Consider the following 22,138-nt stretch of genomic DNA (forward strand, 5'->3'; position numbering starts at 1 on the left):
CCAACAGCGTCGCGCGCGGCGCCGGTTCGCTGGCGGATCGCGCGAACAGCGTGTCGGTCGGCGCATCGGCCGACTGGACCGATGCCGCCGGCGTGGTGCATTCGGCCATCGATCGCCAGATCACCAATGTGGCTGCGGGCACCGACGACACCGATGCCGTCAACGTCGCACAGCTCAACCAGGCACTCGCCACCAGCAGCGGCAATCTCGGTGGCTCCATGTCCGCCATTGGCGAAGGCATGGCGCAGATCCTTGGCGGCGGCGCGAGCTACGGCGTGAACGGCTTCACGCCTCCCGCTTACCTGATTCAAGGCACCAGCTACGGCAACGTGGGCGATGCGCTGTCCGCACTCGATGGCGCCATGACGAATGCCGTGTCGAGCATCAACAGCCTGGGCAACCGGGTGAACCAGCTGACGGGTGGTCCGGCCATGGGAGACGGCAATGGCCTGGCCATCGGACAGGGAAGCGTGGCCACGGATGGCCGCGATACCGCTGTCGGCAACGGTGCCGTGATCGGCGCGGACGGCAGCACGGCGCTGGGCAACAACGCCACCATCGCTGCCGCCGCCACCAACGCGGTCGCCGTGGGCGCGGACAGCAACGTTACCGCTGCTTCGGGTACAGCCGTGGGCCAGGCGGCCTCCGTTACGGCAGCCAACAGCGTCGCACTGGGTGCGAACTCCGTGGCCGATCGCGCCAACACCGTCTCGGTGGGCAGCGTGGGGGCCGAGCGCCAGATCACGAATGTGGCCGCCGGCACGGCAGCCACCGATGCGGCCAACGTCGGCCAGGTGAACGAAGCACTCGCCACCGCCAAGACGTATGCCGATGCGGGTGACGTCACCACGCTCAACAGCGCCAAGGCGTACACCGATTCCAAGCTCACCAACACCGTCAGCACCAGCGACTTCAACGCCTTCCGCGACCAGGTCAACGACCAGTTCCATTCGGTGAACACGCGACTCAACCGCGTGGGCGCCATGGGCTCGGCGATGGCCGGCATGGCGGGCGCCATTGCAGCCGCACCGGGCACCGACAACCGCGTCAGCGCGGCGGTCGGGAACTACAGCGGCCAGGGTGCACTCGCCGTGGGCTATGCCCGTCACTTGCCGGGCAATGGCGCGGTGATCGTCGGCGGCACCATCGCCGGCGGCGGTGAATCCAGCGGCACGGTCGGCGTCAGCTTCGGCTGGTGACGACATCTCGCGGCCCGGCAGATCACTGCCGGGCCGTTGCTTTGCAGACCAACGTCAATGTCATTCGGGGAACTCACACATGTCCTATGCCTGCCTTTTCCGGCGCGCCACGCTGGCCGTTGCCCTTTCCTTCGCCCTGCCCTGCGCGTTTGCCGCCACGGTGTCGCCTGCCAAGGACGCACACGATCGCTTCATCGTCACCTACAAGCCCGGTACCGCAACGCACGGCAATAGCGCCGTGGTGGTGCAGAACGCCGCCGCCGCGCTGACCCGCGGCGGCATCAAGCTCACCGCCACGCGCGTGCAATCGGCACCGGTGATCTATCAGCGCAAAGTCGGTGCTGGCAGCGACCTGGTGCGCACCAACCGCAAACTCACCGTGGCCGAAGCCAACGCGTTCATGCAGCAGCTGGCGTCCGATCCGAACGTGGTGAGCGTGCAGCCCGACGTGCTGATGAAGAAGCTGGATGTTGCGCCCGTCACGCCGAACGATCCGAACTACACCAAGTATCAGTGGCACTTCCGTGCCGGCGACGGCACGCAGGAAACCATTGGCACCGACACCACGTCCTTCGCGAATCTCGGTGGTGCGAACGTGGCCAAGGCCTGGAACCTCGCCGACGGCCATGGCGTGACGGTGGCCGTGCTCGACACCGGCATCACCCAGCATTCGGACCTGGACATGTCGCTGGCCAATGCGGGCTACGACTTCATCAGCAGTGCCTTCATCTCCGGCCGTGCCGACGACTCGCGCGTGCCGGGCGGCTGGGACCTGGGCGACTGGACCACGGATGCGAAGTACACCGATCCGGCGAACGGCTGCGTCGACGCTTCGCAGGCGGAAGACAGCAGCTGGCACGGCACGCATGTGTCCGGCACCATCGCCGAGCTCACCAACAACAACCTCGGCATGGCCGGCATCGCCAACAAGGCGCGCGTGCTGCCGGTGCGCGTGCTTGGCCATTGCGGCGGTTACACCTCTGACATCGCCGACGCCATCACGTGGGCGTCGGGCGGTCACGTGGACGGCGTGCCGGACAACACGACGCCGGTGCAGGTGATCAGCATGAGCCTTGGCGGCGGTGGCGCCTGTTCCGATGACCCGGTGACGCGTGACGCCATTGCCGGCGCGATCAGTCGCGGCGTGCCAGTGGTGGTGGCCGCCGGCAACAGCAACGCGGACGTCGCCAACTTCACGCCCGCCAGCTGCCCCGGCGTCATCGCCGTCGCGTCGAACGGCATCGCCGGCAAGCGCGCCTTCTACTCCAACTACGGCAGCGGCGTGTCGCTTTCTGCGCCCGGTGGCGGCGTCTACGCCAACGACGCCAGCACCGGCACGTCCCCGGTGAAGGCGGGCTTCGTGTGGTCCACCCTCAACAGCGGCACGCATGAGCCCCTTGCGGAAACCTACGGTGGCATGGCCGGCACCTCGCAGGCCACTCCTCACGTGAGTGGCGTGGTGGCGTTGATGGCCAGCGCGCGCATGACGCTTGGCCTGCCGGCACTCACGCCGGCCCAGGTGCGCAGTGTGCTTATCAGCACCGCGCGCCCGTTCCCGAGCAAGCCGGACCAGACGGTCGGCAGTGGCATCCTCGATGCGTACGCAGCGGTGGTGAAGGCATCGAACCCGGCAACTACCGACCCGACCGCGACGCAGCTGATCAACGGCACCGCCGTGGCCAACCTGTCCGGTGCGGCAAGCGACACCCTGCTGTACGCGATCGACGTGCCCGCTGGCGCCCGCAGCCTCAACCTGCGCACGCTCGGCGGCACCGGTGACGTCTCGCTGTTCGTGAAGGTCGGCACCGCGCCGGCACTCGACGGCTCCGATGCCACGTACAAGTCGGTGAAGCCCGGCAATTCCGAATCCGTGGTGATCAGTGTGCCAACCGCCGGCACGTACTACCTGCGCGTGGTCGGCGTGGTCGACTTCAGCAAGGTCACCGTGATCGGCAGTTTTGTAGCCCCGTAAGACCCCGCAACCTTTGCCCCGCCTCCTAGGCGCCCCGGCGGCAACGCCGGGGCTTTTTTTTGGCCTCGCCCAAGCATTGCCTCAAGCGATCAACAACCCCACAATCATAGACACGACCTATCACAAGGACATGGACCCCACCCATGAACCTGCGCGACCTTCATTACCTCGTGGCCCTCGCCGAACATCGCCACTTCGGCCGCGCGGCCGAGGCCAGCTTCGTGAGCCAGCCCACGCTTTCCACGCAGATCAAAAAGCTCGAAGACGAGCTGGGCGTCGCCCTGGTGGAACGCACGCCGCGCAAGGTGCTGCTGACGGAGACCGGCCGCGAAATCGCCCGTCGCGCACGCGGCGTGCTGTCGGAGATCGAAGAGATCAAGCAGATTGCGCAACGTACGCGCGATCCGGAATCGGGCACCTTGCGCCTGGGCATCTTTCCCACGCTGGGGCCTTATCTGCTGCCGCATCTCGTGCCGCTGGTACGCAAGCATTTCCCGCGACTTGAACTGCTGCTCGTCGAAGAGAAAACCGAGCAAGTCATCCGCATGCTGCGCGAAGGTTCGCTGGATGTGGGCATCCTTGCATTGCCGCTGCACGAAGACAGCCTGCATGCGGAGTTCCTGTTCGAAGAACCCTTTGTGCTTGCCGTCCCCGAAGGGCACCCGCTTGCACACAAGCAGAAGCGCCTGAAGCTCGACGACCTAGAAGACGAAAGCCTGTTGCTGCTGGAAGACGGCCACTGCATGCGCGACCAGGCACTGGAAGTGTGCCAGCTGGCCGGCGCGGGGGAACGCTCGGGTTTCCGCGCGACCAGCCTGGAAACACTGCGCCAGATGGTGGCTGCCAACGTCGGCATCACGTTGCTGCCCACGCTGGCCGTGAACCCGCCCGTGGCGCGCACGGACAACGTGCATTTGCTGGAATTCGCCGGGCGCCCGCCGAGCCGGCGCATCGCGCTGGTGTGGCGCAAGAGTTCGTCCATGGCCACCTTCCTCAAGCGCTTTGCCGAAGTGATCCATGGCCTGCCCGCCGATCTGCTGCAACCGGGCATTGCCGAGGCAAAACCCACACGCCAGGCTGGACGCTGACGCGCGCATGCAGCGCCTTGTGCTGATCGGCCTGTTGCTGGTCGCATTGCTCGGTGGCGCGCAATGGTGGCGCCATCATCGACCCGAATCACCAGCGCCCGGCGTGCTTGCGCTGGAAGCACCGACGCAGATCAACCTCAACCCCGGCTCCACGCTGCGACATGGCGACGTCACTCTGGTCACGCGTGCGCGCTTCGAATTGACGGCGCGCGTGCTGTCGCGCGAGGACTATCACTTCGATGCCGGTGCATCGATTGCACCGATCGACCTCGCGCTTGGCTGGGGCCGCATGTCCGACAGCAGCGTGCTGTCGCAGATCCAGATCACGCAGTCGTTCCGGTTCTATCACTGGCATGTCGATCACTTTCCGATTCCACGGCGGGAGATCGAGCAATCCAGCGCCAACATGCACATGATTCCGGCCGACGACAACGCGCGGCGCGAACTCGAACGCGTTCGTCGCGGTGAAGTGATCCATCTCGAAGGTTTTCTTGTCGACGCCAGCCGGCCCGATGGCTGGCAATGGCATACGTCGATGACGCGCGATGACGTTGGCGATGGGGCGTGCGAGCTGGTTTATGTGGAGAGCGTGGAGCCGGCTGAACCCGTGGAACCGTGAGGGGCTTGTCGCGCACAGGGTGCGCTCCCACAACATCGCGTTGAATCTGTAGGAGCGTCGCGTACAGGGCGACTCCGTTGAACCTGTGGGAGCGCACCCTGTGCGCGACGCCTTGCGCCTCAGTCACTCACCCGACGCGCGCCATCCCGACGGGACAATTCACCCCCGTGCCGCCCAATCCGCAATAACCGTCCGGATGCTTGGACAGATACTGCTGATGTTCGTCTTCGGCAAAGTAGAACGGCCCGGCCAGCGCAATCTCCGTCGTGATCGGTCCGTGGCCTGCGCGCGTGAGTTCCTGCTGAAACCGATGTGCCGACGCTTCCGCCGCGGCCAGTTCTTTCACATCACCCACGTAGATGACCGATCGATAGGGCGTGCCGACATCATTGCCCTGGCGCATGCCCTGCGTGGGATCGTGGTTTTCCCAGAACGTGCGCAACAACGTATCCAGACTCACCTTCGCGGCGTCATACACCACGCGCACCACTTCAGCGTGGCCGGTCTGCCCCGAGCACACTTCGCGATAGGCGGGATTGGCGGTGTAGCCGCCCGCATAACCCACGGCCGTGGTCAGCACGCCGGGCACCGTCCAGAACGTGCGCTCGGCGCCCCAGAAGCAACCCATGCCGACGACCAGTACGTGCGCACCCGGAAACGCCTCGGGATGTAGCGACGCATGCAAGACATGATGTGGTGCGGAGGGTGTGATGGGTCGATCACGACCGGGCAACGCATCCTCGCGGTGCGGCATCCGTTGCTTGAAAGCGCCGATACCGAGCATGAGTTACCTCCGTCACTGATCGATATGACCGAGATGGCGTTGAGCCCAGGCCATATCAACGAGGCACAAAGGCCTCATTCGTCAGTAACGCAGCAACGCATGCAACGGTGTACCTTCATCGACCCAACGCTCGCGACCTTGCAGCGCAGCCAACTCGATCACCACGCTGGCTCCCACCAGCTCCGCGCCCAGCTTGAGCACCAGCTCGCGCGCCGCCGCCACCGTGCCACCTGTCGCAAGAACGTCATCCACCAGCAACACACGTTCACCGGGACGCAGAGCGTCGTTGCGCGCTTCCAGGCGATCCACGCCGTATTCGAGCTGGTAATCCACCGATACCACCGGTGGCGGCAATTTGTTGGGCTTGCGCAACGGCACGAAGCCGGCATGCAACTTCTGCGCAATCGCCGCGCCAAAAATGAATCCACGCGATTCGATGCCACACACCGCCTGCACGCGACTGCCCTGCCACGGCTCGGCCAAGGCATCGATGCAGCGGGCGAAGCCGCCGGCATCGGCCAGCAACGGCGTGATATCGCGGAAAGTGACACCGGGTTTCGGGAAATCCGGTACGGCGCGAATCAGCGACGCAATCTGTTGCAGCGAGGTGTCCAAGGTCTGCTCTCCAGTGAGACGGCCGGGCAGCATAGCGTGGCGCCCCCATCGGCCTCCCTGGCACCCGGCCGTGAATCAACCGATGGTGTTCAGCAAAACGCCGGCATCGGGGCGTCAGGGTCTTCGTCAGGGTCGGCGAGCGCCAGTCGGGCCTCCTGGAGGTCCCGCTCCACCTCACGCACCACCTGTTCGGCCGCCGCGAGGCTGCCTTCGGGAACCAGTACGGCCACGTAATCCAGGGCGGGCAGCTGCCCCACGGCCCCGGTGAGGTATTCGCCGGAGACGAACGCTGGAATCTCGGCGCGCTCCAGGGCGTCCTTCACCAGATGGGCGTCAATCAGGCTCTCGGCTCGGTAGGCAATGCGCATGGGTGAACGCTAGCGCTGGAGGGGGTTATGGGCAAGTTCTTGTCTTTGGCGTGTTGGCGGGGTGAAGACCGCCGTTGGCGGCCGTTTGCCGCACGTTGCCGGCCTAGGGTTCAGCCTGAAATCCGGGTGAAACACCCCCACCTAAGGACAAGGTAAACTTCACGGTTTCCGCCACCGCGTACGAGCTTCGCACCGATGTCTACCGAAAACGCCGCCGTTGAACCCATCGCCTCGCCCGCTGCCCCGCAGGCCGAGGGGCAACAGCGTGACTTCATCCGCCAGATCATCCGCGAGGACCTGGCCACCGGTAAGCATCACGCCATCCGCACGCGCTTCCCGCCCGAGCCCAATGGCTACCTGCATATCGGACACGCCAAGGCGATCTGCCTGAACTTCGGCATCGCCCGCGAGTTCACCGGCTGGTGCAACCTGCGCCTGGACGACACCAACCCCGGCAAGGAAGACCCGGAGTTCGTCGAAGGCATCAAGGACGACGTGCGCTGGCTGGGCTACGAGTGGCACGACCTGCGTCACGCCTCGGATTATTTCGAGGTGTTCTACGACTCGGCCATCAAGCTGATCAAGGACGGCGTGGCGTACGTGGACGACCTGAGCCCGGAAGACATGCGCGCCTATCGCGGCACGCTCACCGAGGCCGGCCGCAACTCACCGTTCCGCGATCGCAGCGTGGAAGAAAACCTCGACCTGTTCCAGCGCATGCGCGCGGGCGAATTCGCTGATGGCGCCAAGACGCTGCGCGCGAAGATCGACATGTCGTCGGGCAACATGAACCTGCGCGACCCGGCCATCTACCGCATCCGCAAGGTGACGCACCAGAACACCGGCGATGCGTGGCCGATCTATCCGATGTACGACTACGCGCACTGCCTGTCCGACGCACTGGAAGGCATCACGCATTCGCTGTGCACGCTGGAATTCGAAGACCATCGTCCGCTGTACGACTGGTTCGTCGACAAGGTGGATCTGGTCAATCATCCGGAGCTGTGGCAGCACCTGCGCGAAGGCGGTTTTCGCACGGAGCCGGCCAAGCCGCGACAGATCGAGTTCTCGCGCCTCAACCTTTCCTATTCCATCACCAGCAAGCGCAAGCTCGCCCAGTTGGTGAACGAAAACCTGGTGGATGGCTGGGACGATCCGCGCATGAACACGCTGCGCGGCCTGCGTCGCCGCGGCTTTACGCCGGGCGGCCTGCGCCTGCTCATCGAGCGCCTGGGCGTGAGCAAGCAGAACAGCATCATCGATTATTCGATTCTCGAAAACTGCGTGCGCGAAGACCTGGATGCCATTGCAGCACGTCGCATGGCGGTGCTCGATCCGATCAAGCTCGTCATCACGAACCTGCCGGAAGACCACGAAGAACAGCTCACGTTCTCCAACCATCCGAAGGACGAAAGCTTCGGTACGCGCAACGTGCCGTTCTCGCGCGAGCTGTGGATCGAGCGCGAGGATTTCGCCGAAGTGCCGCCGAAGGGCTTCCATCGCCTCAAGCCCGAAGGCGAAGTGCGCCTGCGCGGCGTGGGCATCGTGAAGTGCGAGGAGATGGTGAAGGACGCCGATGGCAACGTCGTCGAACTGCGCTGCTCGCTGGATCTCGAATCGCGCCAGGGCATGCCGGGCGCGGATCGCAAGGTGAAGGGCACCATTCATTGGGTAAGCGCCAAGCATGGCGTTGCCACCGAAGTGCGCGTATACGATCGTCTGTTCAATGTGCCGGACCCGGACGACGAAACCGATGGCAAGACGTGGATCGAGCACATCAACCCGGAAGCCAAGCGCGTCGTGCAGGCATGGCTGGAGCCGGCCGCTGCGCAGGTCGATCCGGAACAGCGTTTCCAGTTCGAGCGCCTGGGTTATTTCGTGGCCGACCGCATCGACCACACGCCGGCCAAACCTGTTTTCAACCGCACCGTCACGCTGCGTGACGCATGGGCGAAGCAGGCTGGTTGAGCTCGTGCGCAACGTCTGATGCAAGACGTTGCCTGGGGATGCGCTGAACAAGTTAACGCAGTCGCCACCGACTCTATCTGCTCGCAGATCACAGGGGCGTCGGCGAAGGCAGACTGGCCGTCTGTCGAGTCGACGCTCCGAAGAGATGCGGGCAGACAGGGCCGGCCATCACATTTGGTTTTAAGGGTTATGGTGATGTTTGGAACGCCCCCTGCGGGCACCGCACGACTTGGCAAGACGGCCAGTCTCCCCTGCGCCGCGCGGTGCCCGCAGGGGGCGTTCCAGACATCATGGCGACTGCGTTAACTTGTTCAGCGCATCCCTAAGCCCGGATTTCACAAGGAACGTTGCATGCTGCGTCAACAGATTCACCTGACCCTTCCGCCGTGGATCGACGAAGTGGTCGATACCCACAAGCGCTACATCACCGACGAGGAACGCGTGGCTCTTGCCATCGAACTCTCTCGCTTGAACATCGAGCGGAGCCATGGCGGCCCGTTTGGTGCTGCCGTGTTCGACGGCGAAGGTCGCGTGATCTCGGTGGGCGTGAATCGCGTGGTGCCGCAGACGTGCTCCGTCGCGCATGCCGAAATGATGGCGTACATGAGTGCGCAACAACGTCTTGCCACGTTCCGCCTCAACGCCGAGGGTGGCAAGTACACGCTGGCCACCAGTGCGCAGCCATGCTGCCAGTGCTACGGCGCCACCGTGTGGGCCGGCGTGGATGAGCTGTTGATCGGTGCGCGTGCCCAAGACGTGGAAGAGCTCACCGAGTTCGACGAAGGCCCGCTGCCGGCGGACTGGATCGGCGAACTCGAGAAGCGCGGCATTGCCGTGCGGCGCGACATCCTGCGCGATGACGCCCGCCGCGTGCTGGCGACCTACGGCCAGAGCGGACAGCACTATTGAGCCGCCTGCGCGCCGCCTTGCCGCTGATCCTGCTGGTGATCGCCGGCATCGTGCTGTTCAGCTCGGGCGTCATGGATCGGCTGCACCCGGAACAACTGGTGCAGCACCAGGCGCAGATGCGCGCGAATATCGAAGCCGCCCCCTGGCTTAGCCGACTCACCTTTATCGGCCTGCTCACGCTGGCCATGTCCACCGGCATTCCGGGCACGGTGCTGATCATCATGGCCGGCGGCTTTGCCTTCGGCGCGGTGGAAGGCAGCATTTATTCGTCCATCGGGCTGATCCTGGGCACGCTGATCCTGTTCCTCGCCAGTCGCTATGCGTTCGGCGCCGGCAGCAAGCACCCGCCCGCGCTGGTCGACAAGCTTCACCACGGCTTCGAGCGGCACCCGGTCGCCTACACCATGTTTCTGCGTTTCGTGCCCGTGGCGCCGTTCGGCCTGGTCACGGTGGCGCTGGCATGGCTGCGCTGCCCGCTGTGGCTGTTTGTGGGCGCCAGCTGGCTGGGTGGCACCGTCTCCACCATCTTCGAGACGTCGATCGGGGCGGGCCTTGGCGAGGCGCTGGCGCAAAGCCACGGCCGTTTCGGGCCCGGCTTGCTGATGCAGCGCGGCGTCTGGATGCCGCTCACCGCCATCGCCGTACTCGCCCTGTTGCCGCTCCTGGTCGAACGATTTACCCGACGCCGTCACAAAAGCGCCCTGTCGGATGAATCCGTCACCTCACGGCACTAAGCCTTACAGCCACCCCAGCCTAAGCACCTCGTCCGGTTGGCCTGCTGCCTGACAGGGTAAATCGCGCTAGTCTGATCCAACCTGGCGCATGTAGCGTGCAAGGGGATCCGATGGTCGCAGGGGCCAACTCTCGTACGGTGCAATGGTGGCGTCGCACGTCGCTGATGCAGCGGCTTGCGTTGGTGACGCTTGCACCGACGCTCATTACGGCCACGCTGCTGGTGGCCATGCTGGCCCCGCAACAGTTGATGACACTGCGCGGCATGGCGCAGAACACCGCCGATGCCATCGCCACGCAGGCCGCCTCCGTCACCGTCGCGCCCTTGCGTGACATGCAACGCCGCGAACTGGTGCGCATTGCCGAATCCATTGGTGACCTGCCGCACGTCGCCCGTGTGCAGATTCGTGCCGCCGACGGCGAAATCCTGGCCGACAGCCTCGGCCGCAGCGGCGCAGACAACGGCGAAAGCCTCACCGTCGTTCGTGACGTGGTGGACAGCGAACGTCCAGGCCAGCCCGTGCTGGGTTCGGTGGTGGTGGATGTAAGTCTTCGCGATGCGATTGCCATGCAGCAGGCAAGCCTGCGCCACGCACTGCTCGCACTGGCGATCAGTCTTTGCGTCGCCGCCGTCATTGCGTGGCAGGCCGCACGATGGATCAGTGCGCCTCTGCGTCGCCTTGTCGACGCCGTGCACCAGCTGGGTCGTGGCGATCGGCACGTCGAGGTGGAAGTCACCGACCAGACCGAAATCGGCGAACTCCAGCGCGGCTTCAACAGCGCCGCCATGGCGTTGTTCGACGTGCAGCGCGGCATGGAACGCGAGATCGAACACGCCACCGTGGAACTGGCGCGCAAGAACGCGGCACTTGAAGCAGCCAGTGTCGCCAAGGCGCGCTTCCTCGCCGCCGCATCGCACGACCTGCGCCAGCCGCTTTATGCGCTCACGCTGTTTTCTTCCGCGCTGGCGGAGGACGAACGCGATCCCGTGCGGCTTGATCGCATTGCGCACATCCAGGAATGCGTCGAAGCGCTGGACCATCTCTTCAGCGAACTGCTCGATCTTTCGCGCCTGGAAACGGGCGCCATGCAGATCGAGATCGCCGAATTCCCGCTTGACCAGGTATTCCAGGAAGTGAGTCGCAACTTCCGCATGATCGCGGAGCAGCACGGCTTGCGCCTGATCATGCGCACCACCGACCTGTGGGTACGCAGCGATCGCACCATGTTGTCGCGCATCCTCAACAACCTGGTGAGCAACGCCTTGCGTTACACCGGCCGCGGCGGCGTGCTGGTGGTCGCGAGGCACCGGGAAGATGGCACCGTGCGCGTGGATGTGTGGGATACCGGCAGCGGCATTGCACCCGAACACCAGATGCGTGTGTTCGACGAGTTCTACCGTGTGGAATGCCACAGCAACGAGCATGACGTGGGGCGCCGGCGTGGCCTGGGTCTTGGCCTTGCGACCGTGCAGCGCCTGGCCGAGTTGCTCGACACGCAGGTGTTGCTGAAGTCGAAGCCCGGCCGCGGCAGCGTCTTCAGATTCCACCTGCCTGAAGTTCCCGCGCAGCACATTCCCGTGCCGAGTGGCGAAGTATCATCACCCGACGTATCGGGCATGCGCGTACTGGTGATCGACGACGAGCCGGCCATTCTTTCCGGCATTCGCTACCTGCTGAAGAGCTGGGGTTGCGATGTGGCCGTTGCCGAAGATCGCGTGCAGGCGTTGCAGGCGGCCGAGGAATGGAATGTGCCGCCGGACATCGTCATCTCCGACCTGCGCCTGCGCGACGGCGAAAGCGGCCTCGATGTACTGGCCGCGCTGGACGCGCACTATCAGATCGACGGCAACCCGCCCTTCTCCCGCCTGTTGATCACCGGCGAAACACGCAGCGACCGCCTGCGCGAAATCATGGCCGCGCGCATACCCGTGCTCTACAAGCCGGTGTCTCCGGAACAGTTGCGGGAAGCGCTGATGGAGGCGTGGAGCACCACGCGCACCCTGGCCTGAGGGCTAGCTCTTCGGCGCTACACGTCGGGCAAGCACACGGTCGGCCGGAAGGAAGCGACCGAACAGGTCATCCACGAAATCGCCGCTGGGCGCTTCATTGCGCGAGCCGCCCGTTACATAGAGTCCCTGCCAGTGCAAGCGGCGCGCACCACCCGATTCATTCGCCTGCAGGCGATCGAGGAACGTCCGCAAGCCACGGCGCACGCCATGCAGTGATTGTGCGAAGGCAAACGCCTCGCGACGACGACGCGGATCGCGCTCCGTCGCCAGCACGGCCTGTGCAGTGGAAAGCAATCGCGCCATCACGCCGTCGGCCTGTGCTTCCAGGTTGGCATCGAGCACGCCATCGGCTGCCACGGCGGCATGGCGCCAGCCAAGCACGCGGCGAAATACCGAGGCAGGCAACGCCGAGCGGAACGTGGCATGGCCCGGCAGCGCTTCCAGCCCGGTCACGACCACGTATACCGGCAACTGAAGTTCCAGGCGGCGCGTGGCTTCATCGGCAAGACGATGCAGGCGATCCGCATGCGTTGCCACCACGGCATCCGGTTCGCGCAGGCTTTGGGCGGCGATGCAGATCACCATGCCGTCCAGGGGCAGCTTGCGGCGTTCCGTAGCCAGCATGGCCAGCGCCTTGGACCACGGCGCGTCGCCATCGCCGATGGTGGCGTGCGGATGCGACAGGCGCGGACCCGGTTCAATCGCCACCACCGAACGAAAAACCCACCAGTGCCACGGCCGTGTGTCGTTCGCGCGCGACAACTCGCGTGCATGCGGTGCCGAGGCCGCCGCCTGCAGCAGCGAGCGCACGTCGGCCGCACTGTCACCCAGGAACAGCAACCAGGGATGACGCGACAACTGCCGCCAGGGGCCACGACGACGGAAGGGATGCAGCACGGCACCGCGCAACCGGCGTGCGGCGTCCTTCACTGCGGCCGACAAGCTGCCAATGCCATAGCCGGCCTCGGTGCTGTCGGCCACGCGCGTATGCGCACGCATCATCACCAGCGATTGCCACGCGAGCACGCCTGTCCAGCCGAGCACAGCCAGCACGGCCACCGCGATGCCACCGGTAAACCACGCCTGCTGGGAAATGCCCTGACTGAAAACAGGCGCGACAAACGCCACGAACACCAGCAGCACAACCAGCGTGGCCACCAGCTGCGCCAGCCGCCTCCCCATCCATGTTCCCGGCAGGCGCAGCACGGGCGAACCGGGAACCATGTAGGGCTGCGGGGTTATCGATTCGCGCTGCAACGACTGCAGCACCGTCGTGGCGCCCGTGCTGGCCGGACAGTACAGGGCCTTGATGCGGCCCAGTTCGCCGCCGTCGCCCTTCTCGTAGTAGTACTGGCCGGTGAAACCCAGCAGCAGCGCCATGCTGAACACTTCGCGCACTTCTTCGTCGCTGTTGCCAAGACGGCCCAGCTGGTCGAAGAACTCGGTCGCCGCGTTACCCGTACGGAACAGCGTTTGCTGGAGCGGGCTCACCTGCCCTTGCCAGCCACCACGGCGGGACACCATTTCGTCGAACCACGCCGCCACGGCGAACGCGGCCAGCTCCACCTCAGCCAGTGACTTGCCACGCGAAAACGCCACGCCACGGCACTGTTCCACCAGCGCCAACGCGCGCGCGTGCACGGACGGCCATTCGTCGTCGCGAAGATCCTGGCTCGCGGCCTGCTCGTCGACCAGCAAGCCATAGGCAAACAGAGGTGCAAAACATTCCAGCAGCCGCATGGCACGTATAGCCGTCAGAGCCTGTTGCATGTCGCTCCAATGCCCCTGGCGGAGCACCTGGGTGCACGGGCCGGGGATGAGCGGCGGAGTCTACGACGATACACGCCGTCGTGCCGACCACGGAATGGCCAGCCTGAGACATAACGCGTGAAACCGGCGATCGGCGCCCAGCCCGAGGAAAGAGCCATCCATGGCCAACCACTCGTCGATGCGGGCATCATGTCCCGCACACCGACAGCTCCAAACGGTCCAGGGTAAGCATGACATCGCCTGCTGCATGGTCCGGCAGGCCGGTGACGCTTTGCGTGGGTCTCATCCAGGTACAAGGCTCTCGGTGTTCGGTAAATCGGACGTGCCGATGGTCTGCACGATCCGTGTTGTTCCGCACTCACCCAAGCGTGGTACCCATGAGCGACTCCCCCGGTCGTGAGCGAATTGTGTACGGCCAGCCATCCGGGCAGCCATATCCCGTTGAGGCTATGTCATTCGTAGGCACCCCAAGGTTGCCGCGCGCACGGGGTGGGGCTATGTTGCGCAGGCGGATGCGCGGCGATGGGAGTGTCGTGTGGCGCCATGGGGAATAACATGCGCATATTGATCGCAGACGACCATCGGCTGATCGTCGAAGGAGTCAAGCTCAAGCTAGCCGAGCTTGGGCCGGACATGGACTTCGTCATCGCCATGGACATGGCCGAGCTACGCGAGGCAATCCACGCACCGGAGGCCCCGTCGCTGGCGCTTGCGCTTATCGACCTGGCCATGCCTGGCGTGCAGGGCAGCGAGCATCTCGCGGAAGTCATCGAACACCTGCCTCATGTGCCCGTGATGGTGCTCTCCGGCTCCGAAGACGCCACGCTGATGAAAAGCCTGCTCGCCATGGGCATCCAAGGCTTTATTCCCAAGGCGTATTCGCCCGACGTCATGCTGTCGGCTGTGCGACTGGTGCTCTCCGGCGGCATTTACGTGCCACCGCTGCTGTTGCAGGAACGCGTGGACGGGGCCGTACCCACGCCTCCGCCCGCCACCGCCATGCAGACACCACAGAGCGCCGCCGATTCACTGGAGGAGCGGCTGCGCAAACTGCTCACCGAACGCCAGATCGACGTGCTGCGGCTGCTCTCGCAAGGCAAGCCCAACAAACTCATCGCCCGCGATCTGGGCATCAGCGAGGGCACCGTGAAGATTCACCTGGCTGCCATTTTCCGCGCGCTCAACGTACGCAATCGCGTGGAAGCCGTGGTGGCATCGCGCCGCATAAGCGGCCTCTGACACTGGCATAGAACCCCACGGCCACAAGCCAGCCCATGCCCCTCGCTCCGGACGCAACTGCCGCAGCACTCGCCGTCGGACGCCACGTTCGGTCCGATGGACACCTCGACGCCGCGCTCCCTGGGCCATTACGGAAACATCGATCGGCAAGCCGTCGCTGGACGGCCTTGCTGTGGCTCGCGCTGTTCTTCGCATTCCCATCCGCGTGGGCCGCGCCGCCGCAACAAAGCGGCCACATCAACACGCTGACGTTCGGCATCCTGCCCATCGGCGGGCCATCGGAATCGCTGGCCGCCTGGCGGCCCATGCTCGATGACCTGAGCCACACGTTGCACATCCCCATTCGCAGCCTTTCCGTCAGCACCTATGAAGGCCTCGGGCAGGCGATGGCGGAGGAACGCGTCGATTTCGCCTTTGTGTCGGGGCGATTGGCACTGGATGCCGTGATCCATGACCGCATGCAGGTCATTGCGCAGCTCACCCGCAGCAACGGATCGCGTGGTTATTACTCGGTGTTGCTGGTGGCGAAGGACTCGCCGATACACAGCCTCGACGACATGTATCGCCAACCCGGCAAGCTGCGCTATGCGCGTGGTGAGGTGTTATCGGTATCGGGCTACCTGGTGCCGGAAACCCAGGTGTTCGCCAATCGCAAACTGGACTCGGACACCTTCTTCGCCAGTGTGTCCGTGGACAACCACCAGAACAACGCGCTGGCCGTGGCCAACAACGAGGTGGATGTCGCGACCAACAACACGGCGGACATGGAACGCTTCGCCGAACGCTTTCCCGACCAGTACGCGCGCCTGCGCGTGCTTTGGACGTCCAGCCTGATTCCGCATGCGGTGGTGGTGATTCGTACGGATCTGCCGCCCGACCTGCGCCAGCGTGTCGCCGCTGCGCTCACCAGTTACGCCAAGGGCAAGAACGCGGCGCCTGAGTTGGCCAAGCTGCATCTCATCCACGACATCAGCGGTTTTTCGCCGGCCGGCAACGAGACCCTGGTGCCGTTTGCCGATATCGAATTCAACCTTGATCGCCGTCGCGCCTACAGTGCGCAATGGGTAAGCGACGCGGCAATGCAGGCGCGCCTGAAGAAGATCGACACCGAACATGAGGCGCTGGTGCGCCAGTTGATGGCGCCCAGCAGCCCGTGATCAGCAGGGCTTAGTGGCCCGGCATGTCCTTGATGTTGATGGTCTGTCCGTTGGGCAGAACCATGTCGCCCGGCTTCTGGCCGGCCTCGCACTGGCCCACCCAGCGACCCGAGCTGGTGACGTCCATGTCGCTGTGACCCATGATCGCCGGCTCGTACTTGATGTGGCCCTGCGTGCTGTACGAGGTATCGCCCTGGTACGTGGTTTCGCTGTGGCTGGTCATGTTGACCGCGCCATTGGGCGTATTGAGCTTGCATGCGGCATCGGTGGTCACCTTGCTGCCGTCCGCCTGGATGTTGAACTTGCTGCACATCTGGCCGCTCATGTGCGTGCCCATCTTGTACATCGCCGTATCGGTGTCGGCATCGAGGCAGAACTTGGTCGTCTGCGACTGGCCGCCCATGCCGGAAGTCTGCATTTCCCACAGACCCGGCTTGCGCTTGGGCATGTTGGCGGGAATGTCCTGCGCCACGGCCACACCGGCCAGACCCAGCAGGGAAACAGCGAGCAACCAGCGACAACGTGAAGACATGAGGTTCTCCTATCGGCCCGGGGCGGACCGTGCGGCTGGCAAGGTAGCGCCAAACGCGCCCGACGTCATGCCAAGGCATCCTGCGATGCAACACGCCAGACGTGTATCCACCAGAAAAACGCGGACATGCGTCACGAAACTGACCCATAGACCGTTAGCACTATGGCGCCTCGCGCTAGAACGAAGTGCGTATCGTCGCCCCCGGGGGGATTCTTTACAGTGCCAATCGAGGCCATTCCGCATCGCGCGGAGCCCATGGGTTCTTTTGTTTCCTGTTGCCGGAACCAAGCGTCATGCCGTTGAGTTGTGCCATTGCGTGTTCAAACCTCCGGTGGCAGAACAGCCGCCGGCCTGCGGCGCGTTTTCGCGCCCGGGAGGTCTGACGCATGGAGTCGCGCGCGCGCCTGCTGCCTCGCCTGTTCATCGATGTGGTCCTGCCCAGCACCATCGCCGCACTGGCCCTGGTGCTGGCGCTGTGCGTGCAGCAGACCCACAACCTGAGCGAGCGCCAGGATGCCGCGGCTGGACAGCGGCTGGCACGACTGGCCGGTGAGCTGGATGCCAGCGACGGCATATCGCCGCAGGCCGCACTGGACCGCACCCTGCAGGAAGGCAAGGTAGACCAGGTTCTGCGCGTGGAATGGCACGGCTCGGACGGACGACTGTTGAGCAGCGGTGCATCGCCGAGTCTGGACGTCTCGACGTATCGCAGCGAGCTGCGGCCACACGGCAGCATTTCGTCGTGGGTGAGCATGGATGTCGACACGCATCCGTTGCGCAAAGCCCAGCTGATGGTGTGGCTGCTCGGCGCACTGTGCGGCGCGGGCATCCTGGTGCTGGCGTGGTTGGCGCGCGTATCCATCCGCCATCGCGTGCTCGAACCGCTGTCGCAGGCGCGCTACGCCGTGCACGAGCTGGTGAATGCGCGGCATCCGCAACTCGATGACACGCCGGTCAGCGCGGAATTCGTCGAATTGCGCCGAACCCTGCAACGCGTTTCCGAATTGCAGGAAGAACAGCGCCGCGACTGGAGTGCCATGCAGCACGACAACGCCGTCGAGGCACTCGATCGACTGCGCCAGAGCCAGGCCGCCACGCGCAGCAAATCCCAGTTCATCGCCCTGGTAAGCCATCACTTCCGCCAGCCGCTGCAGGCGCTGGAATTGTTTGCCGCCGGCCTGGACCAGAACGCCAGCGGCGAGCAGCAGTCGCTGTTCCAGCAAATGCGTCACAGCATTGCCTCGATGACACGCCTGCTTGATGCGCTGCTGGAGATCTCGCGGCTCGATGCCGGCGTGATTGCCGTAAAGCCCGTCGGTTTTACCGCGGCCGAACTCTTCATGCGCGATCGCACATCGCTCAATCACGAAGCGGCCCAGCATCACGTCGAGCTGACCTGGCGCGGCAGTCACCACCAATTGCACGGTGACGCCGACGTCGCCGCCAGCCTGCTCTATCAACTGGCGAGCAACGCCATCGCCAACGCACCGGATGGGCGCGTGCTGATTGCCGCGCGCCGTCGCGGGCAGGCCGTGCGCATCGAAGTGCGCGACAACGGCCCGGGCATTGCCGTGATCCACCAGCAACGCATCTTCGAAGAATTCGTCCAGCTGCAGGCCGGCGAAAGCGAGCGCAGGGGCGGCTATGGATTGGGTCTGGCCATCGCGGAACGTCTAGCACGCCTGCTGGGTACGCGCATCGGCCTGCGTTCGGAACCAGGGCGTGGCAGCACGTTCTGGTTCGACCTGCCGCGCATGCCCGTCATGGAACGGCATTCGACCAACAGCAACCCTTCGCAGAAGCAGGCCCCGGCCGCGTGGCGCCAGGCCAGCTGAGCCTTAGCCGGCAGCCCTCTTATCGCAGACAAAAAAAGACCCGCATGTCTGCGGGTCCCGGATGCATTTGGTGGGCCGTGATGGATTCGAACCATCGACCAATAGATTAAAAGTCTACTGCTCTACCGACTGAGCTAACGGCCCGCACTGCAAAAGCAAGCCCTATATTTTATGGGCTACACGCCCATGGCACAAGCGAGCCCGTTCAGCTGTAGCGCGTGGGGTCCGGCAGGCCGGCCGCGCGGAAGCCGTCGGCACGCAGGCGGCAGGCGTCGCAATGACCGCAGGCGCGGCCCTCGGCGTCGGCCTGGTAGCAGCTCACGGTTTCGGCGAAATCCACGTTCAGGCGCTGACCTTCGCGGGCAATGTCCGCCTTGCTCATGCGCATCAGCGGCGCGTGGATGCGGATGCCGGCGCCTTCCACGCCTGCCTTGGTAGCCACATTGGCAAGCTGTTCGAAGGCTTCGATGAAGGCGGGGCGGCAGTCCGGATAGCCGGAATAGTCCACGGCATTCACACCGCACCAGATATCGGTGGAACCGAGCACTTCGGCCCAGCCCAGCGCAATGGAAAGCATGATGGTGTTGCGGGCGGGCACGTAGGTCACCGGAATGCCCTGCTCGCCGGTCTGGTCGAGCGGCACGTCGATATCCGCCGTCAACGCGGAGCCGCCAATGGTGCGCAGATCAACGTGCACCGTCTTGTGCTCGACCGCGCCCAGCAGGCGCGATACGCGCTCGGACGCCGCCAGTTCCGCGCTGTGGCGCTGGCCGTAGGCCACGCTGAGCGCATGGACCTGATAGCCCTGCTCGCGGGCGATAGCGATGGTGACCGCGGAATCCATGCCGCCGGAGACAAGCACGACGGCCTTGCGGGAAGAAGTTTGAGACATGGGATGACATCCACTCTTGGGTTCAGGCCGGTGATCCAGCCGAGAAGCGCCATCGGCAAGATAGGCCGACGCGCGGAAATACTAAGTTGGGGGCTTGCTGGCAAAGGTGAAAGGTCGGCAGCGCGACACGTGGGGTGCCGCGCGAATTGGCCTGCTCAGTGCCCGGGTTCGTCGTTCCAGAGCAACTTGTGCAGCTGCAACTGGAAGCGGACATCCAGCTTGTCCTCGATGATCCACTCCGCCAGTTCGCGCGGCTTGATCGCGCCATGCACGGGTGAGAACAGCACCATGCAGCGCTCGACCAGACGGTGTTCGGCCACCACGTCGCGCGCCCATTCGTAGTCCGCGCGACTGGCGATGACCACCTTCACCTGGTCATGCGGAAGCAGATGTTCGATGTTCGACCACAGGTTGCGCTTGGACTCGCCCGAGTCCGGCGCCTTCAGGTCCATCACCTTGCGCACGCGTGGGTCCACCGGGGACACATCCAGTGCGCCGGACGTTTCCAGCGACACGTCGTGGCCTGCATCGCACAAACGCTGCAAAAGGATCAGGCAGCGCTTCTGCGCCAGCGGCTCGCCACCGGTCACGCAGACGTGTTTGGCACCATGCGAGGCGACTTCAGCCACGATGTCGTCGATGTTGCGCCAGTCGCCGCCGTAGAACGAATACTCGGTATCGCACCACACGCAACGCAGCGGGCAGCCGGTGAGTCGCACGAAGACGGTGCGCCAACCGATGGCATCGGCCTCACCCTGGATCGAGTGGAAGATTTCTGTGATGCGCAGACGCTCTGCGGGCGCCTGCTCGGACGTGGTGGATGCCACGCTCTCTTTACTGCCGACCACTACCATGACCTCAGTTGGCCGGCTGGGCCTGCAGACGACGCAGGCGCTCCTGAGCAAGGCTGGCGGCCTTGGAGCCGGGGTACTTCGCGGTCACGTTCTTCAGCGTCGCCTTGCCCGCATCGACCTGCTTCAGCTCGATCTGGCTGTAGCCGACCTTGAGCAAGGCGTCCGGCACCTTCTCGCTCTGCGGAAACTGGCTGACCAGGTGCTGGAACGCTTCCATCGCCACCTGGTAGTTGCTGGTGGCGTAATAGGACTCGCCCAGCCAATAGAACGCGTTGGGCAGCAGGGAGCTGTCCGGGTACTGCTGGATGAAATCGCGGAAGTTGCGCGACGACTTCACATAGTCGCCCGCACGCAGCGACTTGAAGGCATCGTCATAGGCAGCCTGCGCAGCGGCATTGTTAGAAGCTGCGCCACCCTTGCCTGCCGCGGCGGGTGCCGGCTTGCTGGCATTGGCTGCGGGAGCCGGCGCAACGGCCGGCGCTGCCGGTGCCGCATTGGCGGCCGGCGGCGGATTCGCGTTGGCATTCCCCGGATTGGCGTTCGCTGCACCGGCACCGTTTTCAATACGGCCCAGGCGCGAGTCGAAATCCGCGGCTTGCGCTTTGTTCTTGTCGTTGGCTTCCTGCAGCTGGTGCTGCAGTTCCTCGATCTGGCCTTGCATCTGCTGCAGCTGCGATTGCAGCGCCTGCACCTGATTGACCAGCGTGGTGCCACCCTGATTCTGGTTCTGCGCCTGCTGTTCCAGCCGCGACACGCGGTCGGCAAGGCTCAGGCGGGAATCCTGCGCGTGGGCCGAGGCACAAAAAAGCATGGCGGACGCTAGTGCGCCCGCCATGCCCATCCTGGCCGTGAAACTGTTAGCCAGAGTCTTCTTCATTACTTCGCCGTGTAGACGATCTCGACGCGACGGTTCTTGGACCAGCAGTCTTCGTTGTGCTCACGGCACACCGGCTTTTCCTTGCCATACGAGATCACGTTGATCTGGCTGGCCGAACCACCGTTCGACTGCAGGGCGCTGGACACGGCGTTGCCGCGGCGCTCGCCGAGGCCGAGGTTGTACTCGCGGGTGCCGCGCTCGTCGGTGTTGCCTTCAAGGCGCATCTGAGCCATCGGGCGGTCCTGCAGGTACTTGGCGTGGCACGCCATGATCTGCTGGAACTCCGGCTTGATTTCGTCCTTGTCGAAATCGAAGTACACAACGCGCTGACGCAGGCAGGCGTCGGTGTCGAGGTCAGCCGGGGTGTACTTCTGCGGGCCAGCCGGAGCGGTTGCAACCGGAGCCTGCTCCACGGGAGCCTGCGGCTTGACTTCCTGCTTCTTCGAGCATGCGGCCGCGCCAACGCAGAGCAGGGCGACCAGGGCGACGCGAACGGTCTTATTCATGGTGGACGTTCCTTCAAACAGGTTTGAGTTCCGACAGTCAATAATGATTGCGGTTTCGGGACAGTTTTCGCCGGTGAACCGGCTGTTATTTTGACATTTTTGCTGGCGGCGGTGCGCTGTCTCGCAACCACCTGGCCCGCCTTCCGCGACGGATTGCCGCGGCTGGCAAGCTGTTTGACCCGGTGGTGTCGCCCAAGGCTTCACGTCCAGA

General features: G+C 64.6%; 20 protein-coding genes and 1 tRNA gene. 11 read left to right on the forward strand and 10 right to left on the reverse strand.

Annotation, left to right across the window (positions count from 1 at the left end):
- From DK366_RS03325 to DK366_RS03340, 4 genes are all read left to right on the forward strand, one after another.
- Positions 1–1,199: YadA-like family protein (locus DK366_RS03325; protein WP_198651398.1), on the forward strand; the 1,199-nt coding region annotated here is incomplete at its 5' end.
- 79 nt (positions 1,200–1,278) lie between these two features.
- Positions 1,279–3,171, forward strand: coding sequence for a S8 family peptidase (locus DK366_RS03330; protein ID WP_109124092.1), 1,893 nt, complete (start codon positions 1,279–1,281; stop codon positions 3,169–3,171).
- 143 nt (positions 3,172–3,314) lie between these two features.
- Positions 3,315–4,259 (forward strand): DNA-binding transcriptional regulator OxyR, encoded by a 945-nt coding sequence (gene oxyR / locus DK366_RS03335; RefSeq protein ID WP_109124093.1) that lies wholly within the window; start codon positions 3,315–3,317, stop codon positions 4,257–4,259.
- Positions 4,260–4,266: 7 nt separating this feature from the next.
- Complete coding sequence (locus DK366_RS03340; RefSeq protein WP_109124094.1) at positions 4,267–4,878, forward strand: hypothetical protein; 612 nt, start codon at positions 4,267–4,269, stop codon at positions 4,876–4,878.
- A 127-nt stretch (positions 4,879–5,005) separates the two neighbouring features.
- Here DK366_RS03340 and msrA read toward each other — a convergent pair whose 3' ends face one another.
- The 3 genes from msrA to DK366_RS03355 all read right to left on the reverse strand — a co-directional run bounded on the left by msrA (position 5,006) and on the right by DK366_RS03355 (position 6,645).
- Entirely contained in the window at positions 5,006–5,662 is a 657-nt protein-coding gene (msrA, locus tag DK366_RS03345) for a peptide-methionine (S)-S-oxide reductase MsrA (protein WP_109124095.1), read from the reverse strand.
- Between the two features lie 81 nt (positions 5,663–5,743).
- Positions 5,744–6,265, reverse strand: coding sequence for an adenine phosphoribosyltransferase (locus DK366_RS03350; protein WP_109124275.1), 522 nt, complete (start codon positions 6,263–6,265; stop codon positions 5,744–5,746).
- 101 nt (positions 6,266–6,366) lie between these two features.
- Positions 6,367–6,645 (reverse strand): DUF2007 domain-containing protein, encoded by a 279-nt coding sequence (locus DK366_RS03355; RefSeq protein ID WP_109124096.1) that lies wholly within the window; start codon positions 6,643–6,645, stop codon positions 6,367–6,369.
- 195 nt (positions 6,646–6,840) lie between these two features.
- On the opposite strand from DK366_RS03355, the gene DK366_RS03360 reads away from it, so the two are divergent.
- From DK366_RS03360 to DK366_RS03375, 4 genes are all read left to right on the forward strand, one after another.
- Positions 6,841–8,613, forward strand: a complete 1,773-nt coding sequence (locus DK366_RS03360) for a glutamine--tRNA ligase/YqeY domain fusion protein (RefSeq protein ID WP_109124097.1) — start codon at positions 6,841–6,843, stop codon at positions 8,611–8,613.
- A gap of 351 nt (positions 8,614–8,964) precedes the next feature.
- Positions 8,965–9,522 carry a nucleoside deaminase gene (locus DK366_RS03365; RefSeq protein ID WP_109124098.1) on the forward strand — a complete coding sequence of 186 codons (558 nt, stop codon included), beginning with the start codon at positions 8,965–8,967 and terminating at the stop codon, positions 9,520–9,522.
- Positions 9,519–10,256 carry a VTT domain-containing protein gene (locus DK366_RS03370; RefSeq protein WP_109124099.1) on the forward strand — a complete coding sequence of 246 codons (738 nt, stop codon included), beginning with the start codon at positions 9,519–9,521 and terminating at the stop codon, positions 10,254–10,256. Before DK366_RS03365 ends, DK366_RS03370 begins: the two co-directional genes overlap by 4 nt.
- Positions 10,257–10,366: 110 nt before the next feature.
- The gene (locus DK366_RS03375) at positions 10,367–12,265 is read left to right on the forward strand and encodes a hybrid sensor histidine kinase/response regulator (protein ID WP_109124100.1); all 1,899 of its coding nucleotides are present in this window, start codon (positions 10,367–10,369) and stop codon (positions 12,263–12,265) included.
- A 3-nt stretch (positions 12,266–12,268) separates the two neighbouring features.
- On the opposite strand, the gene DK366_RS03380 is transcribed toward DK366_RS03375, so the two are convergent.
- Positions 12,269–14,035, reverse strand: a complete 1,767-nt coding sequence (locus tag DK366_RS03380) for a type VI secretion protein IcmF/TssM N-terminal domain-containing protein (protein ID WP_109124101.1) — start codon at positions 14,033–14,035, stop codon at positions 12,269–12,271.
- 555 nt (positions 14,036–14,590) lie between these two features.
- Here DK366_RS03380 and DK366_RS03385 point away from each other — a divergent pair.
- Together DK366_RS03385 and phnD are read left to right on the forward strand one after the other, a co-directional pair.
- Positions 14,591–15,274 (forward strand): response regulator transcription factor, encoded by a 684-nt coding sequence (locus DK366_RS03385; RefSeq protein ID WP_109124102.1) that lies wholly within the window; start codon positions 14,591–14,593, stop codon positions 15,272–15,274.
- A 35-nt stretch (positions 15,275–15,309) separates the two neighbouring features.
- Positions 15,310–16,431 (forward strand): phosphate/phosphite/phosphonate ABC transporter substrate-binding protein, encoded by a 1,122-nt coding sequence (gene phnD / locus DK366_RS03390; RefSeq protein WP_109124103.1) that lies wholly within the window; start codon positions 15,310–15,312, stop codon positions 16,429–16,431.
- Positions 16,432–16,441: 10 nt separating this feature from the next.
- Here the strand turns inward: phnD and DK366_RS03395 are convergent, their stop codons facing one another.
- The gene (locus DK366_RS03395; protein ID WP_109124104.1) at positions 16,442–16,963 is read right to left on the reverse strand and encodes a DUF3617 family protein; all 522 of its coding nucleotides are present in this window, start codon (positions 16,961–16,963) and stop codon (positions 16,442–16,444) included.
- 386 nt (positions 16,964–17,349) lie between these two features.
- Between DK366_RS03395 and DK366_RS03400 the strand changes: the two genes are divergently transcribed.
- The gene (locus DK366_RS03400; RefSeq protein WP_109124105.1) at positions 17,350–18,798 is read left to right on the forward strand and encodes a HAMP domain-containing sensor histidine kinase; all 1,449 of its coding nucleotides are present in this window, start codon (positions 17,350–17,352) and stop codon (positions 18,796–18,798) included.
- Positions 18,799–18,866: 68 nt separating this feature from the next.
- On the opposite strand, the gene DK366_RS03405 is transcribed toward DK366_RS03400, so the two are convergent.
- From DK366_RS03405 to pal, 5 genes are all read right to left on the reverse strand, one after another.
- A tRNA-Lys gene (locus tag DK366_RS03405) sits at positions 18,867–18,942 on the reverse strand.
- A 61-nt stretch (positions 18,943–19,003) separates the two neighbouring features.
- Positions 19,004–19,690, reverse strand: coding sequence for a 7-cyano-7-deazaguanine synthase QueC (gene queC / locus DK366_RS03410; RefSeq protein ID WP_109124106.1), 687 nt, complete (start codon positions 19,688–19,690; stop codon positions 19,004–19,006).
- 155 nt (positions 19,691–19,845) lie between these two features.
- On the reverse strand, positions 19,846–20,544 hold the full coding sequence (gene queE / locus DK366_RS03415) for a 7-carboxy-7-deazaguanine synthase QueE (protein ID WP_109124107.1): 699 nt from the start codon (positions 20,542–20,544) through the stop codon (positions 19,846–19,848).
- Positions 20,545–20,548: 4 nt separating this feature from the next.
- Complete coding sequence (gene ybgF / locus DK366_RS03420; RefSeq protein WP_198651400.1) at positions 20,549–21,421, reverse strand: tol-pal system protein YbgF; 873 nt, start codon at positions 21,419–21,421, stop codon at positions 20,549–20,551.
- A complete protein-coding gene (gene pal / locus DK366_RS03425) occupies positions 21,421–21,927 on the reverse strand; it encodes a peptidoglycan-associated lipoprotein Pal (RefSeq protein ID WP_109124108.1) in 507 nt (168 codons plus the stop codon). The genes ybgF and pal overlap by 1 nt, the downstream gene beginning before the upstream one ends.
- Positions 21,928–22,138: the final 211 nt, after the last annotated feature.

The organism is Dyella sp. C11, from assembly GCF_003121485.1.
Lineage (GTDB): Bacteria > Pseudomonadota > Gammaproteobacteria > Xanthomonadales > Rhodanobacteraceae > Dyella.

Bases quoted from the DNA above. Each gene is read 5' to 3' on its own strand.
- DK366_RS03330 (WP_109124092.1), top strand. From the start codon at position 1,279: ATGTCCTATGCCTGCCTTTTCCGGCGCGCCACGCTGGCCGTTGCCCTT.
- oxyR (WP_109124093.1), top strand. From the start codon at position 3,315: ATGAACCTGCGCGACCTTCATTACCTCGTGGCCCTCGCCGAACATCGC.
- DK366_RS03340 (WP_109124094.1), top strand. From the start codon at position 4,267: ATGCAGCGCCTTGTGCTGATCGGCCTGTTGCTGGTCGCATTGCTCGGT.
- msrA (WP_109124095.1), bottom strand. From the start codon at position 5,662: ATGCTCGGTATCGGCGCTTTCAAGCAACGGATGCCGCACCGCGAGGAT.
- DK366_RS03355 (WP_109124096.1), bottom strand. From the start codon at position 6,645: ATGCGCATTGCCTACCGAGCCGAGAGCCTGATTGACGCCCATCTGGTG.
- DK366_RS03360 (WP_109124097.1), top strand. From the start codon at position 6,841: ATGTCTACCGAAAACGCCGCCGTTGAACCCATCGCCTCGCCCGCTGCC.
- DK366_RS03365 (WP_109124098.1), top strand. From the start codon at position 8,965: ATGCTGCGTCAACAGATTCACCTGACCCTTCCGCCGTGGATCGACGAA.
- DK366_RS03375 (WP_109124100.1), top strand. From the start codon at position 10,367: ATGGTCGCAGGGGCCAACTCTCGTACGGTGCAATGGTGGCGTCGCACG.
- DK366_RS03380 (WP_109124101.1), bottom strand. From the start codon at position 14,035: ATGCAACAGGCTCTGACGGCTATACGTGCCATGCGGCTGCTGGAATGT.
- DK366_RS03385 (WP_109124102.1), top strand. From the start codon at position 14,591: ATGCGCATATTGATCGCAGACGACCATCGGCTGATCGTCGAAGGAGTC.
- phnD (WP_109124103.1), top strand. From the start codon at position 15,310: ATGCCCCTCGCTCCGGACGCAACTGCCGCAGCACTCGCCGTCGGACGC.
- DK366_RS03395 (WP_109124104.1), bottom strand. From the start codon at position 16,963: ATGTCTTCACGTTGTCGCTGGTTGCTCGCTGTTTCCCTGCTGGGTCTG.
- DK366_RS03400 (WP_109124105.1), top strand. From the start codon at position 17,350: ATGGAGTCGCGCGCGCGCCTGCTGCCTCGCCTGTTCATCGATGTGGTC.
- queC (WP_109124106.1), bottom strand. From the start codon at position 19,690: ATGTCTCAAACTTCTTCCCGCAAGGCCGTCGTGCTTGTCTCCGGCGGC.
- queE (WP_109124107.1), bottom strand. From the start codon at position 20,544: ATGGTAGTGGTCGGCAGTAAAGAGAGCGTGGCATCCACCACGTCCGAG.
- ybgF (WP_198651400.1), bottom strand. From the start codon at position 21,421: ATGAAGAAGACTCTGGCTAACAGTTTCACGGCCAGGATGGGCATGGCG.
- pal (WP_109124108.1), bottom strand. From the start codon at position 21,927: ATGAATAAGACCGTTCGCGTCGCCCTGGTCGCCCTGCTCTGCGTTGGC.